At 65.6% G+C, this 18,154-nt stretch carries 8 protein-coding genes; 7 read left to right on the forward strand and 1 reads right to left on the reverse strand.

Going from position 1 to position 18,154, the window contains the following annotated elements; all coding sequences use genetic code 11:
- The first annotated feature begins 757 nt into the window (after window positions 1-757).
- The 7 genes from ACHFFR_RS07290 to purU all read left to right on the forward strand — a co-directional run bounded on the left by ACHFFR_RS07290 (window position 758) and on the right by purU (window position 16,910).
- Window positions 758-1,879, forward strand: coding sequence for a hypothetical protein (locus tag ACHFFR_RS07290; RefSeq protein ID WP_394263605.1), 1,122 nt, complete (start codon window positions 758-760; stop codon window positions 1,877-1,879).
- Window positions 1,876-3,669, forward strand: coding sequence for a biotin carboxylase N-terminal domain-containing protein (locus tag ACHFFR_RS07295; RefSeq protein WP_394263606.1), 1,794 nt, complete (start codon window positions 1,876-1,878; stop codon window positions 3,667-3,669). Before ACHFFR_RS07290 ends, ACHFFR_RS07295 begins: the two co-directional genes overlap by 4 nt.
- A gap of 16 nt (window positions 3,670-3,685) precedes the next feature.
- Window positions 3,686-5,278: an acyl-CoA carboxylase subunit beta gene (locus ACHFFR_RS07300; protein WP_394263607.1), complete on the forward strand. Its 1,593-nt coding sequence runs from the start codon at window positions 3,686-3,688 to the stop codon at window positions 5,276-5,278.
- A gap of 55 nt (window positions 5,279-5,333) precedes the next feature.
- On the forward strand, window positions 5,334-14,663 hold the full coding sequence (locus ACHFFR_RS07305) for a fatty acid synthase subunit beta domain-containing protein (RefSeq protein WP_394263608.1): 9,330 nt from the start codon (window positions 5,334-5,336) through the stop codon (window positions 14,661-14,663).
- Window positions 14,653-15,240, forward strand: coding sequence for a holo-ACP synthase (locus tag ACHFFR_RS07310; RefSeq protein ID WP_394263609.1), 588 nt, complete (start codon window positions 14,653-14,655; stop codon window positions 15,238-15,240). Before ACHFFR_RS07305 ends, ACHFFR_RS07310 begins: the two co-directional genes overlap by 11 nt.
- Before the next feature lie 3 nt (window positions 15,241-15,243).
- The gene (locus tag ACHFFR_RS07315; protein ID WP_394263610.1) at window positions 15,244-15,927 is read left to right on the forward strand and encodes a biotin transporter BioY; all 684 of its coding nucleotides are present in this window, start codon (window positions 15,244-15,246) and stop codon (window positions 15,925-15,927) included.
- A 137-nt stretch (window positions 15,928-16,064) separates the two neighbouring features.
- Window positions 16,065-16,910 (forward strand): formyltetrahydrofolate deformylase, encoded by an 846-nt coding sequence (purU, locus tag ACHFFR_RS07320; RefSeq protein WP_394263611.1) that lies wholly within the window; start codon window positions 16,065-16,067, stop codon window positions 16,908-16,910.
- A gap of 12 nt (window positions 16,911-16,922) precedes the next feature.
- Here purU and ACHFFR_RS07325 read toward each other — a convergent pair whose 3' ends face one another.
- Window positions 16,923-18,125, reverse strand: a complete 1,203-nt coding sequence (locus ACHFFR_RS07325; protein WP_394263612.1) for a GNAT family N-acetyltransferase — start codon at window positions 18,123-18,125, stop codon at window positions 16,923-16,925.
- Between the last annotated feature and the right edge of the window lie 29 nt (window positions 18,126-18,154).

The following is an 18,154-nucleotide window of genomic DNA, read 5'->3' on the forward strand; positions in this document are numbered from 1 at the left end:
AGCCCCTAATAAGCGATCACATGCTGCCAACCGACCCTGGTGGCAACACCCCCCGGATCATTAAATAGACAGGGGCAAGACACCATGCCAGGGCGGCTGGCCGACAATCCCAATCAACACCCGCCAATCAGGACCTGTCAACAAGGTAACGGGTGAGGGTGCCGGGGCCTGTTGTTTGGGGCGGGGCCTGTTGTCTTGGGGTGAGGACCTGAAAATCGTGTGAGTCTGAGCGTTTTCGTCGTCGTTTTTGCTCACATGGGCCGTTTTCTCACAGGTTTTTAGGTGGTCAGCGGTAAGGTCGCCCGCTTAGGGGGTAGTGCCCGCTGAGATGGGAAAGTTGCAGGCCGAGATGGAAGGCTGCCCGTTGAGAGCGGGATTGTTGCCGGGCGCGCGGATGTTACTCGCCGAGGCAGAATGCTGGAGGCCGATTTGGAAGGTTGCAGCCGAGCTAGAGGGCCGCTCGCTGGGTGTGGGCGTGTGGTTTGGGGTGAGGACCTGAAAATCGTGTGAGTCTAAGCGTTTTCGTCGATGTTATTGGTCATATGGGCCGTTTTCTCACACGATTTTCAGGTGGTCAGCCATAAGGCCACCCGCCGGGAGCCGGGAAATTGCCTGCCTCCAGCCCCGACCCTGCCCGTTGCAAAGATCACAAAGGCATAACTTTCGCCCTGCGACGTGGTGAAACTGTGTGTGCACATCTGTCCGACACGCGCATAACTTACCCTACCGTAGCGTAACTTACGTTAGGGTAACCCCCATGGAACTTTCGTTCACTAACTCCGCATTCACGCGGGGCTCGTTCATCGTTCACCGGGTGGACACCACAACTTCCACGCAGGACGACCTGCGCGGGCTCACCGACGCCGCCCACCTCACCACCGTGCGCGCGGAACATCAGACAGTCGGTCGCGGGCGCCTCGGACGCGCGTGGGAGTCGAAGCCGGGTCAATCGCTCTTGGCGTCAACATTCGTCGCGCTCCCAGATACAGAGCGCATGCGTGAACGGCTCGGCTTCCTCACCCTCATCGGCGCTGCCGCGGCACGCGCAGCCCTCGCCGAGCTCACCGCCAGCGACGCATTTACCGTCAAATTCCCCAATGACGTCATGTGCGATGGGGGCAAGATCGCCGGCGTGCTCGGCGAATTCCTGCCCGAGCACTCGACCGCGCTCGGTGAATTGTGCGCGGCGATCGGAGTCGGCATCAACGTGAGTCAGGGCCCGGACGAGCTCGTCGACGGCGCCACCTCACTTGCGGCACAAGGCTTCGCTGGGCAGGACGACGCTAGGCAGGACGACGCTAGGCAGGACGACGTTGGGCAGACCGACTCTGGGCAGACCGACTCTGGGCAGGACGACGCCGGGCAGGACGATGCCGGGCCGAAGAACTCTGGGCAGACCGACGCTGGGCAGACCGACTCTGGGCAGACCGACGCTAGGCAGGACGACGCCGGGCCGAAGAACTCCGGGCCGAAGAACTCTGGGCAGACCGACTCTGAACAGACGGACTATGGGCGGAACGACGCCGGGCAGGACGACGCCGGACGGAACGGCGCGGGGCAGCCCAGCGCCGCACACGACAGCGCGGACCGCCTCCTCGAGCTCTACCTCCACCACCTATCGCGGCGCATCGACGCATTCGCCAACGGTGCGGACGCCACCGAGCTCATTGCAGAGCTCAACGAGCACCTGGACGGCCGCGGCACCCACGCGACCGTGGCCGGAGAGAGCGGCATCATCGTCGGGCTCACCGACTCCGCCCACCTCATTCTTCGTGGCGAACAGGAGGCGCAGGTCTCGCCTGCCGATGTCGCCATGTTCGTCGAACACGGCCTAACCCAACGGCCATCATCCGACTCATCAAAGGACGCAAACCTGTGAAGATTTTGATTGCCAACCGTTCCGAGATCGCGATGCGAGTGATCCGGACGGCAAAAGACATGCAGATCCCCACCGTCGTGGGCTATGCCGAAGCTGACTTCGGCACCCCGTTCACCCGCTTTGCCGACGAAGCCCACGCCCTGGGCGGAGCCAGCTACGCCGAGACGTACATGAACGGCGAGAAGCTCATCGCGCTCGCGGCGGCTTCCGGCGCAACGGCCGTCCACCCCGGCTACGGCTTCCTCTCGGAAAGCCCGGAGTTCGCGGAGATGGTCACGGCCGCCGGCCTCACGTGGATTGGCCCCTCGCCACGCACCCTGCGCGAGCTCGGCGATAAGATCTCGGCCCGCCAGCTCGCCGAATGCGCGGGCGTCCAGCCCGTCCCCGGCATCTCCGACGCCATCGACGGACGCGAGCAGGTCGAAGAGTTTGTGGAGCGCTGGGGCTATCCCATCGTCACGAAGAAGGCCGACGGCGGCGGCGGTCGCGGCATCACGATCATCCGCAACGACGACGATCTGGCGCACTTCTTCGCCGCGGCTGGCCCGAACCCCGAGGGCGTGTTTGTTGAGAAGTTCCTTGAGTCGGCCCGTCACATTGAGACTCAGTGCATGCGCGACGCCCACGGCAACTTCGCGGTGGTCTCCACCCGCGACTGCTCGATTCAGCGCCGCAACCAGAAGCTCATCGAGGAGGCACCGGCTGCGGGCCTAATCCCCGAGCAGGAAAAGACGCTGATCGACTGGTCGCGAGCGCTGTTTGAAGTCTCGGACTTCGTGGGTCTTGGCACCTGCGAGTTCCTCGTCGAGTCGGGCCGCGATGAGAGCGGCGACTCCGGCGAGCAGGCGGGCGCCATCTACTTCCTCGAGGTGAACCCGCGCCTGCAGGTCGAGCACACCGTCTCCGAGGAGATCACCGGGCTCGATCTCGTGCGAGAGCAAATCGTCATCGCAAACGGCGAGGCAATGAGCGTCGTGCCCGAACCCACTGGTCACTCGTTCGAATTCCGCCTGACCTCCGAGGATCCCGCGCGGGACATGATGCCGTCGGAGGGAACGATCACCAAGCTCGAATGGCCGCTCGGCCACGGCGTGCGCATTGAAACCGGCGTGCATCAGGGCGACGCCGTAACCTCCGCCTTCGACTCCATGCTGGCAAAAATCATCGTGACCGGCCCAAGCCGGGACGTCGCGATCGCACGCTCGCTGCGCGCGCTGGCCGAGCTCCGCCTCGAGGGGATCGCAACGCCGATGCGCCTGTATCGCGACGTGATCGCCGCCGAGGAGTTCGCGAACCTCGAGTATTCCACCCGCTGGTTCGAAGAAGAATTCTTGCCGCAGTGGCAGCGCGGCGCATCTCCAGCGACTCCGCCCGCCGCCAGCACGGCACCCAGCGCGGGCACTCCCGAGCGCGAGACGTTCATCATCGAGCTCGACGGCAAGCTCTCCGAGCTGCGCGTCCCTAAGGGTCTGTTCGGCGGGGGAGCACCGGCACCTACGCCCCGCCCGCAACCGCTTCGCCGCGCCAACCGCACGCGCGAGGGTCTGCCAGCAGGCGGCGGGGAAGCGACCGGCGACGTGTGCTCGCCCATCCAGGCGATCGTCGTTCGCGTGGTCGCCGAGGAGCGTAAGGCCGTCACGGAAGGCGACCTCCTCGTCGTCCTCGAATCCATGAAAATGGAAAGTTACGTGTACGCCCCGATTGACGGCGTCGTCGAATCGATCGCCACCAGCCAGGGCGCCAACGTCTCCGCTGGAACCTCGCTACTCACCATCACCCCCAACAGCTAATCGCGAAGGAGCCCCCATGACGTCCGATTCCATGATCACGTTGACCGATGAGTCGCTGACCATCGATACCACGTCGCGCGAGGTTGACCGCGACAGCTTCATCACCTACCAAAATCAGCTCTCGGATCAGGCCGAAGCCAAGGCGCAGCAGCGCCAGCATGCGAAGGGCAAGATGACGGCGCGCGAGCGCATCGAGACCCTGCTCGATCCGGACACCTTCACCGAAATCGGCCAGTTCGTTGGCGGAAACGTCGCCGAGGGATTCCAGGGCGCGGCGGTTGTGTGCGGGCTTGGCCAGATCAACGGCCGCCAGGTGGCGATCTACGCCCAGAACTTCGCGGTTCAGGGCGGCACGCTCGGTGAGGCCGAGGGAGACAAGATCATCTCCACGATCGACAAGGCGCTCATGCTGCGCATCCCCGTCATCGGAATCATGGATTCCGGCGGCGCCCGCATCCAAGAAGGCGTGGTGGCCCTTGGCCAGTACGGCCGCATCTTCAAGAAAACCTGCCAGGCCTCCGGCGTCATCCCGCAGCTGTCGATCATCCTCGGGCCGTGCGCCGGCGGCGCCGTCTATTCGCCCGCCCTCACCGATTTCATCATCATGACCAAGGACAACTCGCACATGTTCGTCACGGGCCCGGACGTGGTGCGCGCGACGACGGGCGAGGACGTGTCCTTTGCCGATCTCGGCGGCGCGCAGGTCCACAACTTCCAATCCGGCGTGGCGCATTACCTCGCCGAGGATGAGGACGACGCCCTCGACTACACCCGAACGCTGCTGACCTACCTGCCGTCGAACTCCGACGATCCGGCGCCCTCATACGACTACATTGAGGACACCACGCAGGCCGATCTCAACGCCCTCGTGCCCGATGAAACGAAGGTGCCCTACGACGTCGTCGATGTGATCTGCGGCGTCGTCGACTACGGCGAATTCGTCCAGATCCAGGAATACTTCGCCCGCAACATTGTGGTGGGCTTTGCGTGTATCGAGGGGCGTTCCGTGGGGATTGTCGCGAATCAGCCGATGCACGACGCCGGCACGCTCGACGTGGACGCCTCCGAAAAGGCCGCCCGCTTCGTTCAGTTCTGCGACGCGTTCAAGATCCCCGTGGTCACGCTCGTGGACGTGCCGGGCTACCGGCCGGGCACCGAGCAGGAGCAGGCCGGCATTATCCGCCGCGGCGCCAAGCTCATCTGGGCCTACGCCACCGCGTCCGTGCCGCTCGTGACTGTCATCTTGCGCAAGGCCTACGGCGGCGCCTACATCGTGATGGGCTCGAAGTCGCTCGGCGGCGACCTCGTCTACGCATGGCCCGGCGCCGAAATCGCGGTTCTCGGCGCGGACGGCGCGGTGTCTATCATCCATCGCCGCGATCTTGCCAAGGCGCGAGAGGACGGCAACGAAGCGGAGGTTCACGCGAAGCTCTCCGCCGCGTACACGCGCACGAACGTCAACCCGTACCTGTCGGTATCGCGCGGCGAGCTCGACGGCATCATCGCGCCAAACGACACGCGCGCCACCATTTCCGCCTCGCTCGAGGCCCTCCAGTCAAAGAACACGATCTACACCGGCCCGGCCCGTCACGGCAACATGCCGATGTGACGCCCTTAGTTGTACACCCCCATAGTTGTACGCCCATTTCTAGGAGAAATAATCCATGACTCTTGCTCACATGCTTAACGATGGCGCCCCCTACGTGCTCCAGTTTGGCGGACAGGCCACGCCCTGGCGCTCCGCGCTCAAGGACCTCGCCGAGGACGCCGCCCTGCGCTCCACCCTCGAGGGAACGCTCGCCCGCGCCGACCAGCTCCTCGCGCCCGTCCTGCCGGAGATCACCCGCATCGCCGCCGGCAAGCTCGACCTCTTCGACCGTCCCTCCGCCGACGCGTTCGCCTCGGTGCCCGGCATCCTGCTCGCCCAGTACGGCGCGCTCCTCGATTTCCCGATCAGCGCGCCCCCGCGGGCGACGATCGGCTACTCGCAGGGCGTGCTCGGCGTTGCTTTGACGCAGAAGGTCGACGACGCCGAACACGCGGCTTACGTCGTTGCGCTGTCCAGGCTCATTGGCGCGGCTGCGACGAAGGCGACCCGCGTGGCCGGAGCCGAGCGTCACGGTGAACTCACGCCGATGATGGCCGTGCGCGGGATTCCGGAGGCGGCGCTCGCGCAGATCGTCGACCGGCACCCCGGCGTGTGGCTCGCGATCCGCAACACGCGCACGTCCTACACACTCTCGGGAATTCCCGCCGATTTGGACGCGGTGCGCCGCGACTTGGCCGATCTGGCCGCCGCCGAAAAGAAGGCGCGCGATGATAAGACCATCGGCGGCGCCCCGATGCAGCCGATCGTCGACTTCCTCGACGTGTCCGCGCCCTTCCACTCCGGCCTGCTGGAGCCCGCCCTCGAGCAGGTCCACGCGTGGGCCGATGCGTGTGGGCTGGCCGCCAACGTTGACGTAGACGGCCTGGCCGCCGCGGTGCTGACCAAGCGCCTCGACTGGGACGAGCTGTTTGCGCAAGCTGCCGACGGCGCCGAGTGGATCATCGACCTCGGCCCGGGCGCAGGCCTGAACAGGATCACGGACGAAAACACGCGAGGCCGCGGTATCGGCATCGTGAATGCGTCGACGGCGAACGCCCGCGACCAGATCATGATTCCCGGAAACGATTGGGCGAAGGGCGCGGACTGGTCGGAGTTCGCGCCGGCGCTCGCCAAGCTTGATGACGGCCAGATCGTCGTCGATACGAAGTTCTCGCGGCTGACCGGGCGCTCGCCCGTCCTGCTCGCCGGAATGACCCCCACCACCGTGGAGCCCGACATCGTGGCCGCCGCGGCAAACGCCGGCTACTGGGTGGAAATGGCCGGTGGCGGCCAGGTCACGGAGCAGGTGTTTGAAGACAACCTCGCGGGGCTCGTCGAGCAGCTCGAGCCCGGGCGGACCGTCCAGTTCAACGCCATGTTCATGGATCGCTACCTGTGGAATCTGCAGTTTGGTACCCAGCACATCGTGACGCGCGACCGCGAATCGGGCGCGCCGATCGACGGCGTGGTGGTCTCGGCGGGCATCCCCGAACCTGAGGAAGGCATCGAGCTCGTCCACGACCTGCGCGCGAAGGGCTTCACCTACGTGGCATTCAAGCCGGGCACCGTGGCGCAGATCCGCCAGGTACTCGAGATTGCGCGCGGGGTCGACGACGACGTGCCGGTTCTCCTCATGGTCGAAGACGGCCACGCGGGCGGGCACCACTCGTGGGAGGACCTCGACCAGCTCCTGCTCGCGACCTACGAAGAGATCCGCGCCGAGGACAACACGATCCTCGTGGCCGGTGGCGGACTCGGCGTGCCCGAGCGCGCCGCCGCGTTCATGACGGGCGAGTGGGCCCTCAACCACGGCAGCGTCAAGATGCCGGTGGATGCGATCATGATCGGCACCGCGGCGATGACGGCGAAGGAGGCCAAGACCAACGACGACGTCAAGCAGCTCCTCGTCGACACCCCCGGCGTCGCGCCGGAAGACAACCTGGGCTGGGTGGGCGAAGGCGAAGTCAACGGGGGAGTGACCTCCGGGCTCTCGCATCTGCTTGCCGACATGTACGAGATCGAGAACTCGGCCTCGCAGGCAGCGCGCCTCATCGTGGACGTGCAAAATGATCCGGACGCGCTGGTGGATCGCCACGACGAGATCGTGGAGGTCATCAACAAGACGGCGAAGCCGTACTTCGGAGATCTCGATGAGATGACGTACGCGGACGTCCTGCGCCGCTACGCCGAGCTGTCTTTCCCGTGGAACGACATCTCGTGGATTCAGCGCTGGCACGAACTTGCTCAGCGCGTGGAGGCGCGCCTTGCACCGGTTGAGACCGGCGAGATCGCGTCGATGTTCCCCGACGTGGCGTCGGTGGAGGACCCTGAGGCGGTTATCTCCGCCCTGCTCGAGGCGTATCCGCAGGCTGAGAACATCGAGCTCACGACGTTCGACGCGGCCTGGTTTGTTGAGCTGTGCCGTAAGTACCCCAAGCCGGTCCCGTTCGTGCCGATCATCGACGGCGCGCTGCTGCGCTCGTGGGGCACCGACGGCCTGTGGCAGAGCCACGATCCGCGCTACAGCGCCGATCAGGTTCGCATCATTCCCGGCCCGGTTTCCGTTGCCGGCATCACCAAGGTCAACGAGCCGGTGGCCGACATTCTGGCCCGCTACGAAGACGCGACGATCGAGGCGCTCGGCGGCTCGGGGGCTCAGGCAAGCGAGCGGTACTCGCGCGATTCGGCCACGCTCGAGGACTACATCCGCACCACGGAACACATCCAGTGGCACGGACACCTCATGACGAACCCGGCCACCGTCGTCGACAATTACGATCTTGTCCAGACGGATCGGGGCTACGACATCGTGGTCAACCTCGACACGATGTGGGACGGCACAGACGCCAGCCAGCACGCGGTTCGCGAGCTGCGCGTTCCGCTCGTGATTCCCGCCGGCGCGACCACCGGCGCGGTGCCCGTCGTCGACGACGAGCGTCTGCCGGAGGCCATGTATGCGCTGCTCGCGGCGACTGCCGGCGTGGGCGCGCCGAACCCGATGGGCGACCAGATCACGGAGCTGCCGCGCATTGAGCCGGAGTCGCCCGATTCGGAGTTCGGTGAGGCGCACTATCGCTTCTCCATCCGCCCCGAGCTCGGTACGTTGCATGCGGGTGTGACGGCGGCGAGCCTGCCGTCGTCGTTGAAGCCGGCGCCGATCGTACCCTCGGCCGTGCTGGGCATGTGCTGGCCGTCGATCTATGCGGCGCTCGGCTCGGCGATCGTGGATGACTACCCGGTGATTGAGGGGCTGCTCAACGCCGTCCACCTTGACCACACAGAGAATCTTGACACTGACAAGCTTGCCGGGCTCGACCACCTCGATGCCCGCAGCCGCTGCACCTCCTACTCGGAGTCCAGCTCCGGGCGCGTGGTCGTCGTCGAAACTGAACTGACGCACGAGGGCGAATTCGTTGGCTCATTCATCGAGCGCTTCGCAATTCGCGGCCGCGTGTTCGGCAAGGAGCTCCCCGCCGATCCGCCTTACGCCGGCGGCATCGAGCAGGAGATCTCCGATACGGCGCGGTCGGTGCTGCGCCGCGTGAGTGTGAGCGCGCCGGAGGATATGACTCCGTTCGCGATGGTCTCGGGCGATTACAACCCGATCCACACCTCATACCGCGCTGCCAAGGTGGCGGGCATGGAGGCGCCGCTGGTCCACGGAATGTGGCTCTGCGCTGCCGCACAGCACGCCGTGTCCGCCACCGACGAGGACGGCCACCGCTGGCACATTCAGGGCTGGACGTACCGCATGTACGGCACCGTCGATCTGAATGACGAGGTGGACATCTCCGTGGAGCGCATCGGCTCCGTCGCAGGTGGCGGGCTCATCCTCGAGGTGAATTGCCGCGTGGATAAGAACGTCGTGTCGCAGGCGACAGCCACCGTCACTCCCGCCAAGACCGCGTACGTGTACCCGGGCCAGGGCGTGCAGAGTCAGGGCATGGCTCTCGACGAGCGCGCGTCCTCGCCGGCCGCGCGCGAGGTGTGGGAGCGTGCCGACAAGCACACGCGCGAGGCACTCGACTTCTCGATCTTGGCGATCGTGCGCGACAACCCGCAGGTGCTCACCGCCAACGGCGTGACCTACCGCCACCCGCAGGGCGTTCTCAACCTGACCCAGTTCACGCAGGTGGCGCTCGCGACCGTCGCGTTCGCTCAGACCGAGCGGCTGCGCGAGGCGGGCGCTCTGGTGGAGGGCTCGTACCTGGCCGGCCACTCGCTCGGCGAATACAACGCGCTGGCCGCCTACGGCCAGATCTTCCCGCTCGAGGCGGTCATCGAAATCGTGTTCCACCGCGGCTCCACGATGCACAACCTCGTGCCGCGCGATGAGGAAGGCTTCTCGAACTACCAGATGGGCGCGCTGCGGCCGAACCAGTTCGGGGTGGGGGATGATGCGGTTGCGGACTACATCGCCTCCGTTGCCGAGGCGAGCGGCGAGTTCATCGAGATCGTCAACTACAACCTCGCGGGCGAGCAGTACTCGATCGCGGGAACCATTGCGGGCATTCGGGCGCTCGCGGCGGACGCCGGCAGGCGTGCCGAGGAGGCCGGGGGCAAGCGTCCGTTCATGCTCGTTCCGGGCATTGACGTGCCGTTCCACTCGACGGTGCTGCGCGACGGCGTGCCGGACTTCCGCGGACTGCTCGACGGGTTGCTACCCGCCGAGATCGATCCGGAGATGCTGGTTGATCGCTACATTCCGAACCTCGTGGCTCGCCCGTTCGAGCTCACCGAGGAGTTCTTGGACTCGATCCTTGAGGTGGTGCCGTCTGAGACGGTTCAAGCCTTGAAGGACCGCTGGGCTGACGTGGATCTGGCGGCTGAAGCTGGGCGGGTCACGCGAGATCTGCTCGTTGAACTTCTGGCTTGGCAGTTCGCCTCGCCGGTGCGCTGGATCGAGACGCAGGACTTCCTGTTCCGCGGCGTTGCCGATGGCGGCGCTGGCGTGGAGAATCTCATCGAGATCGGTCTGGGCGCGGCCCCGACGCTGGCCAACCTTGCGTCGAAGACGCTTGGTCAGCCGAGGTTCGCCAACCGCCGCGTGAGCGTCTACAACGTGCAGCGCGACGAGAAGATTGTCTACAACGAGGATCAGGCGAACGCCGAGCCGCTCGTGTCAGCGCCGGTTGATACGGCTCCTGCTGACTCGGGTGCTGGTGGTGCTGGCGATGCTGGCGCTGGTGGTGCTGGTGCCGGGGCCGACGAAGTGGGCCAGGGCGCTGCAGGTCAGGATGCTGCAGGTCAGGATGCTGCGGCTCCGGGCGCAGGTACACAGGGCGCAGATACTCAAGGCGCAGATACACAGGGCGGCACTGCAGAGCCGCCGGCAACGCAAGCCGCGCAGCCAGCGGCGGCTGCTGCACCGTCGTCGTCGGGACCCGTCGAAGAAATTACCTTCGACGCAGCCGACGCGATCCGCGTGCTGCTGGCCGAATCGAACAAGCTGACGTTTGAGCAGGTGGGCGATGCGGACAACGTGGAGTCGCTGACGAATGGCGTGTCCTCGAAGCGCAACCAGGTGCTGATGGACATGTCTTCCGAGCTCAACCTGTCCTCGATTGATGGCGCCGCCGAGGCGTCGGTGGCTGAGCTGTCGAAGACGGTCAACAAGCTTGCACACAATTACAAGCCGTTCGGGCCGGTTCTCTCCGAGGCGATGGGCGATCGCATTCGCAAGCTCTTCGGTGCGGCCGGCCTGAGGCTCGACCACATTGCGCAGCGCGTGTCCGGCACGTGGGGTCTGGGCGAGGGCTGGTCTGCGTGGACGACAGCCGTGATCTTGCTCGATACCCGCGAGGGCAAGTCCTCGCGCGGTGGCGAACTCGCGCAGCTGCCGGTGGCGCCGACCTCGGTGGCGGATGTGGATGCGCTGATCGATGCGGCCGTGGAGCGCGTGGGTGCACTCAACGGCGTGGCCGTCTCCAAGCCGAGCGCCGGGGGAGGTGCCGGTGGCGCGGTTGTCGATTCGGCCGCTTTGGACGCGTTCTCGCAGGAGATCACGTCTGTGCTGGCGGACAACGCGCGCGACTTGCTCGAGCGGTTGGGCAAGACGACCCCCGCGGCGGCCGCTCAGTTGGAGGATACGGAGCTTGTTGAGACCGTGGCCGCCGAGCTTGGCTCGAACTGGCCGAAGCTCGTGGAGCCCGGATTCTCGGCGAAAAAGGCCGTGTTGCTGAGCGATCGCTGGGCGAGCGCGCGCGAGGATCTCGCGCGCCTCGTCAATGGAGAGGCGAGGCTCGATACCGGCGAGGTGGGCCTCGATACCGGCGACGTGGGCCGCGATAACGGTGGGGTAGCCGACGATCAGCGCAGCTTTAGTGAAAATCCGGCTGAAAAGGGCCAAAATGGCGCCCTTGATGCCGCTGGGTCACTAAAGTTGTCGAGCTTCGTGGGTACCGGCGCTGAAGTCGCTCGCCAGGCGGAGTTCTACGCCGCGAATTCGGACGTTTCTGGCGAGGTGCGCGAGGCGCTGCGCGAGATTGCGAGGGTGGCCGTCGATGAGTCGGCGGGCGAGTACAGCGGCCAGATTGCCGTGGTCACGGGAATGACCCCGGACTCGATCGGCGGCGCGGTGGCCAAGCGCCTGCTCGCCGGCGGTGCAACGGTGATCGCAACGGCCTCGCGGGTTGACCAGAAGCGTCTGCTCGCCGGGCGCAAGCTCTATCGCGAGAACGCTCGCGCAGATGCAAGCCTGTGGCTTGTTCCCGCGAACCTCTCCTCGTACCGGGATATCGATGCGCTCGTGGAGTGGATCGAGCAGCCCGTACGCGAGACGGTGGGCGGGCAGACGAAGGAAAAGAAGCCGGCGATGGTTCCGGACGTGCTCTTCCCGTTTGCGGCGCCGCGCGTCTACGGCATGATGGACGAGGCCGGCGGCGATACCGAGAGCCAGGCGCGCCTCATGCTGTGGGGCCTTGAGCGGCTGCTGACGGGCCTTGCCAAGATTGGTACGGACACGGTTGTTGGTCACCGTCTGCACGCGGTGCTCCCGGGTTCGCCCAACCGTGGCCTCTTCGGGGGCGATGGCGCATATGGCGAGGTCAAGGCGGCATTCGATGCGATCGTGAACAAGTGGAAGGTCGAACCGTGGGCCGAGCGCGTGACCCTCGCGCATGCCCGCATTGGGTGGGTGCGCGGAACGGGTCTCATGGGCGGAAATGATCCGCTCGTGGAGGCGGCGGAGGCTGCGGGTGTTCGCACGTGGTCGACGGATGAGATGGCGGATCAGCTCGTTGGTCTGGCATCGCAGGAGGCGCGCGCGAAGGCAGCCAATGAGCCGATCGACGCGGATCTGACTGGCGGGCTGGAAGCGATTGACTTCCCGGAGCTGGCCAAGAACGCGCAGATCGATACGCCGGACGAGGAAACCGAGCCGGAGGGCGTGACGATCTCCGCACTGCCAAGCCCGCAGGTTGTGGGGCTGGCGGAGTACAGCGACGTGTGGGCCGATGGCACCGCGCGCCCGGAAGACATGATCGTGATCGTGGGTGTGGGCGAGGCGGGTCCGTGGGGATCCGCGCGGACGCGTCTGTCGGCTGAGCTGGGCATTCAGGCGGATGGCGAGGTTGACCTCACCGCCGCCGGCGTGCTTGAGCTGGCGTGGATGACGGGTCTGCTGACGTGGCACGAGGCGCCGAAGGCCGGCTGGTATGACGCGGAGGATAACTACGTCGACGAGTCGGAGATTTACGAGCGCTTCCGCGACGAGGTGGTGGCCCGTGCCGGCGTCCGCCGCCTGTCGGATGACGGCCCGATTCAAAATGGCGGCACCGTGGATATGGTGACGGTGTTCCTGGATCGCCCGGTGACATTCTCGGTGAATTCTGAGGAGGAGGCGCGCGCGTACGAGGAGGCCGACCCCCAGTTCACTGAGGTTACGGCGCCGTCGGCGGATAGCGCCGAGTGGCAGGTCACGCGCAAGAAGGGCGCCACCACGATGGTGCCGCGCAAGACCACGCTGTCGCGCTACGTGGCCGGCCAGTTGCCGGAGAACTTCGATCCGACCCGCTGGGGCATCCCCGGGTCCATGATCGAAGGGGCCGACAAGATGGCCGTGTGGAATCTCGTGACCACGGTCGATGCCTTTATCTCCGCGGGCTTCGAGCCGGCTGAGCTGCTCGAGGCGATCCATCCGACCGAGATCGCCTCCACGCAGGGCACCGGATTCGGTGGGATGAGCTCGATGCGAAAGTTGTTCGTGGAGCGCTTCCTCGGCGAGGACGTCCCGCAGGATATCTTGCAAGAGACCCTGCCGAACGTGATCGCGGCGCACACGATGCAGTCCTACGTGGGCGGATATGGCGCGATGGTCCAGCCGGTTGCGGCGTGTGCATCGGCGGCCGTGTCCCTTGAGGAGGGTCTGGATAAGATCGCGACTGGCAAGGCCAAGTTCGTGGTGACCGGCGCGAACGATGACATTTCGGTGGAATCGCTCGAGGGCTTCGGCTTCATGAACGCGACTGCCGACTCGGCGTCGCTGGAGGCGCAGGGCATCCACGATCGCTTCTTCTCGCGGGCGGGCGACCTTCGCCGCGGCGGATTCGTCGAGGGCCAGGGCGGCGGAACCGTGCTCATCGCGCGCGGTGATCTGGCGCTTGAGTTGGGGCTTCCGGTCTATGCGGTGGTCGGGTACGTACAGACGTTCGCGGACGGCGCGCACACCTCCATCCCCGCTCCGGGGCTGGGTGCGCTGGCGGCTGGCCGTGGCGGCACGGATTCGAAGCTGGCGCGTGACCTCGCCAAACTCGGCGTGACGCCGGACGACATCGCGGTGCTGTCCAAGCACGATACGTCGACCAACGCCAACGATCCGAACGAGGCCGAGCTGCACGATCGCCTGGCGAAGGCACTCGGGCGCACAGCGGGCAACCCTTTGCACGTCATCTCGCAAAAGACACTGACCGGCCACTCGAAGGGCGGCGCGGCGCTGTTCCAGGTCGCGGGTCTGACGCAGGTGTTCCAGAACGGCATTGTGCCGGCGAATCGTTCGCTGGACAATCTCGATCCGGCATTCTACGAGCGCGATTACCTCGTATGGTTGCGCGACCCGCTGAACCTCGGCAAGCGCGGCCCGATAAAGGCTGCCATGGCGACGTCGCTGGGCTTTGGCCACGTTTCGTCGATCATGGCGTTCGTCCATCCCGGTGCCTTCGAGGCAGCGGTAGAGCGCGCGCATGGTCGGGAGGCGGCGGATAGCTGGCGCGGGCGTGCCGAGGCGCGGATGCGCTCGGGAGCCCGTCACCTCGAGCAGGGGATGATCGGCCGCCGGGATCTGTACGAGCCGATCGAGGGTCGCCGCTTCAAGGAGGACTCCGCGGCGTACGACAGCCACGAAGTCGAGGCCGCGATGCTGCTCGATTCCGAGGCCCGCCTCGGGGCGGATGGCTTCTATGCCGGTTAACCCGCACGGCTCACATGTACTGCGGGAGGGTAACCTCACGTATCCTCCCGCAGTCTTCGCCGACGACGATGCGCCGGCTGGGTCCGGAGTTTCGACTGGTACTGGGGTTCTGGGCGATGCGGTGGGGCTGGGTGTGGATCTGGTTCACATCCCGTCTTTTGCCGAGCAGCTTGGAATGCCGGGCACCCGCTTCGGATCGTCGTTCGCGCCGTCCGAACGGAGGGCCGCTCGTCTCCGGGCCGGTCAGACAGTCCTCGACGAGGCGTACCACCTTGCCGCGCGATGGGCTGGCAAGGAGGCGTTCGTCAAGGCATGGTCGAGCGCGATTCTTGGCAACCCGCCCGTCGTCGATCCCGACGCCGTCGACATGGCACAGATCCAAATTCCGGGCGATGCCTATGGCCGTCCGTTCGTCATGCTGGCGGGCGAGATCGCCGAGGCCTTTGCCACCTCGCTGCCAGGGGCGAAGCCGCTGATTTCGCTCTCGCACGATGGCGATTACGCAATCGCCATCTGCCACATCGTGAGCGCGCAAGAACCAAGCGAGAAGAAAAGACCTTCACAACCGAAAGAGTGAACGATGACAACACCTGATAACCGCTGGATGGCTGGCAACCGTTTGATGGACGATGCCCGCTCGATGGACTCAGACCACTCAATGACATCAGTCCGCTCGATGCATACAGTTCGCTCGATGGCGGATGCCCGCTCGATGGTTGCAACCCGCTGGTCGGCCGTAGGCGTCGCTCGCAACATCTTCGCGGTGTTGATTGGCACTGCGGTCGTTGCTCTCGCGGCGCAGATCGCCATTCCCTTTAAGCCGGTTCCTATCACGATGCAGACGCTTGCAGTCGTTCTCGTTGCGTGGCGCCTAGGCGCCGGCCGCGGATTCGCCTCGCTGGCGCTCTACGGCACGCTCGGAAGCATGGGTGCGCCAATCTTCGCGGCGGGGAGCTCGGGCGCGGGTGCGTCGTCGGGCTTCATTGTGGGCTTCGTGCTCGCGGCGGCATTCGTCGGTGCGATGGCCGCACGCCGTCCCCTTGCAGGCTGGCGCGCGGTGGCCGTCTTCGCCGCTGGCCTCGCGATTCCGTACGTGCCTGGCCTGATTTGGCTGTCGGCGATGACGGGCATGGGCGCTCCGTGGTCGGCGGCCGTGCTGGGTGCCGGAGTCGTTCCTTTTATTCCGGGTGATCTGTTGAAGCTGGTATTGGCATCATCCGCGGCGGGGGCGTGGGCAGCGATGACGCGTCGGACGTCGTCGTAACGCGGACATCGTCGTAACGGGAATCACCAGAACGCGGACGTGGTCGTAACCCGGACGCCGTCATCGTCAAACGAACCACGCCGTCCTAAACATGGGCGGATTCCGCCTCGGCCACGGGTTTGGCCTATTCTGAACCCGTGAATGAGAATCTGATTTTGACCGTCAAGTGCCCGGACAAGCCAGGAATCACGTACGCGATTACGGGGTTGCTGGCGTCGGTGGGCGGAAATATTCTCGAGTCGCAGCAGTTCAACGACCGCGAATCGGGATATTTCTTCGTCCGCATCGAGGCGGAGGTGCCCGGCGGTTTGTCGACGGTGGAGAACGCGTTCGCCGTACTGGCCCGCATTCACGGCATGGAGTACGACATCTCGCAGTCCGACAAGCCGATGCGCACGCTCATCATGGTCACGAAGGATTCTCACTGCCTGTCGGACCTGCTCTCCAAGCAACGCGAGGGGCGCCTACCGATCGAGGTGGCGGGGATTGTGGGCAACCATGAGACGCTTCGCCCGCTCGCCGAGTTCTACGGCAAAGAATTTATCCACATCCCGATAACCGCCGACACGAAGGCCGAGTCCGAGGCCGAGCTGTGGAAAGTGATTCAGGAGCGCGACGTCGAGCTCGTCGTCCTCGCCCGCTACATGCAGATTCTTTCCGAGGACCTGTGCCAGAAGCTCGCCGGCAACGCGATCAACATTCACCACTCGTTCCTGCCCTCGTTTAAAGGCGCGCGCCCGTACCAGCAGGCACACATGCGCGGCGTGAAACTCATCGGGGCCACGGCGCACTACGTGACGGCCGATCTGGATGAGGGGCCGATTATCGAGCAGGATGTCGTGCGTGTGGCGCATGATGAGGACGAGCTCGAGCTCATGTCCAAGGGCGCCGAGGTCGAGCGGCAGGTTCTCTCGCGGGCGGTTCGCTGGCACGCCGAGCACCGCGTCATGATGAACGGCGAGCGCACGGTTATTTTCAACTAGGCGCGACGCCGGTTACGCGCCGTTTTCCACGAAAGGCGCCCAATCGTCGTCGTTGAAAACGCTGACCCAATGCGAATTCGCGGCCACGACCTCGAAACCGAGGCGCTCGTTGACCTTCCACATGCCCACGTTTGATTCGGCGTTTTCCGTGGCCACGCGGGTCACGCGGGGGACGCGGATGAGGACGTCGCGGTAGAGCTCAATCTTCGCGAGGGTGGCGAGGCCGCGGCCGCGGTAATCGGCATGAACCCAGGTGTCAGCTTGAGCGGCGACGGAGCTGGAGCGGCGGAAATACACTTCGGAGGTCGCGACGACGCGGCCGGATTCGCGCTCGCGGATGACGATGACGCGGTGGTCGAAGCCGCGCTCGATCGACTCCTTGAGGTCCTGGGTGAACTGCTCGGGCGTCGTCGTGTACGGCGTGGCCGAATCGGACTGCGGGTGGTCGGCGTTGAACGCGTTGATGGCGGCGATGAATTCGGGCGTGATGTGCTCGAGGACGTCGTTGCCGTACGTGAGGATTTCCAGCGCGGGATCCAGCTTTGGCGGGGTGATTGCGCCGGAGACGAGGCGGCCCTTGAAGGTCTCGAGGTCGAGTTCGGACACCTTCTCGACCATCTCGAGGCCAAACCCGTTGGCGCGCAGGAAGCGGACGGTCGGGTCGTTGGCGTAGAGCGTGCCGACGCCGATGCGGGGCGTGACGCGGGGTTCGTCCGCGTTCGCCGGGGTTGTTGGCCACGTCTCGGCTTGGGTGCGGTTGTGCTCGCGCAGGAAGGTGCGCAGGTTGGCGAGCGCGGCGGTGCCGATTCCACGACGCCGGAGGTGCGGGTCGACGAAAAGATCGACGTGCGAGGTGTACGTGTTTTCCTTTTGCGGGAGCACGGCGGATACGGCGCCTACGACGTCCTCGGCGGCGAGGGCGTCGAAGGGGAGTGGGTTGGCGGGCGCGTCAGGCAGGAGCGCGACGGCGAATCTGTGGTGCGGGAATTCGGGATTCAGCGGCTTCATGGTGTTTTCGCGATATTGCGCGACGGTGGGGCTGAGGTAATCGGCGTGGCCGTTGGTCTCGATCTGATCCGCGCGCGCGAGCTCGTACATGCGCTGCCAGGCGGGGCCGATGAGTTGGGCGCCTGATGAGGTTTCGTCGGTGGCGTGGGGGAGCGGGACGAGAACGACGGCGTCTGCGCTGGGATGTGGGATGCGGTCTGTGCTCATGGGGCAATTGTCTCACGCGATTGTGCGGC

The organism is Trueperella sp. (assembly GCF_043424875.1).
In the GTDB taxonomy this organism is placed as follows: domain Bacteria; phylum Actinomycetota; class Actinomycetes; order Actinomycetales; family Actinomycetaceae; genus Trueperella.

Bases quoted from the DNA above. Each gene is read 5' to 3' on its own strand.
- ACHFFR_RS07315 (WP_394263610.1), top strand. From the start codon at position 15,244: ATGACAACACCTGATAACCGCTGGATGGCTGGCAACCGTTTGATGGAC.
- ACHFFR_RS07325 (WP_394263612.1), bottom strand. From the start codon at position 18,125: ATGAGCACAGACCGCATCCCACATCCCAGCGCAGACGCCGTCGTTCTC.
- ACHFFR_RS07305 (WP_394263608.1), top strand. From the start codon at position 5,334: ATGACTCTTGCTCACATGCTTAACGATGGCGCCCCCTACGTGCTCCAG.
- ACHFFR_RS07290 (WP_394263605.1), top strand. From the start codon at position 758: ATGGAACTTTCGTTCACTAACTCCGCATTCACGCGGGGCTCGTTCATC.
- ACHFFR_RS07300 (WP_394263607.1), top strand. From the start codon at position 3,686: ATGACGTCCGATTCCATGATCACGTTGACCGATGAGTCGCTGACCATC.
- ACHFFR_RS07310 (WP_394263609.1), top strand. From the start codon at position 14,653: ATGCCGGTTAACCCGCACGGCTCACATGTACTGCGGGAGGGTAACCTC.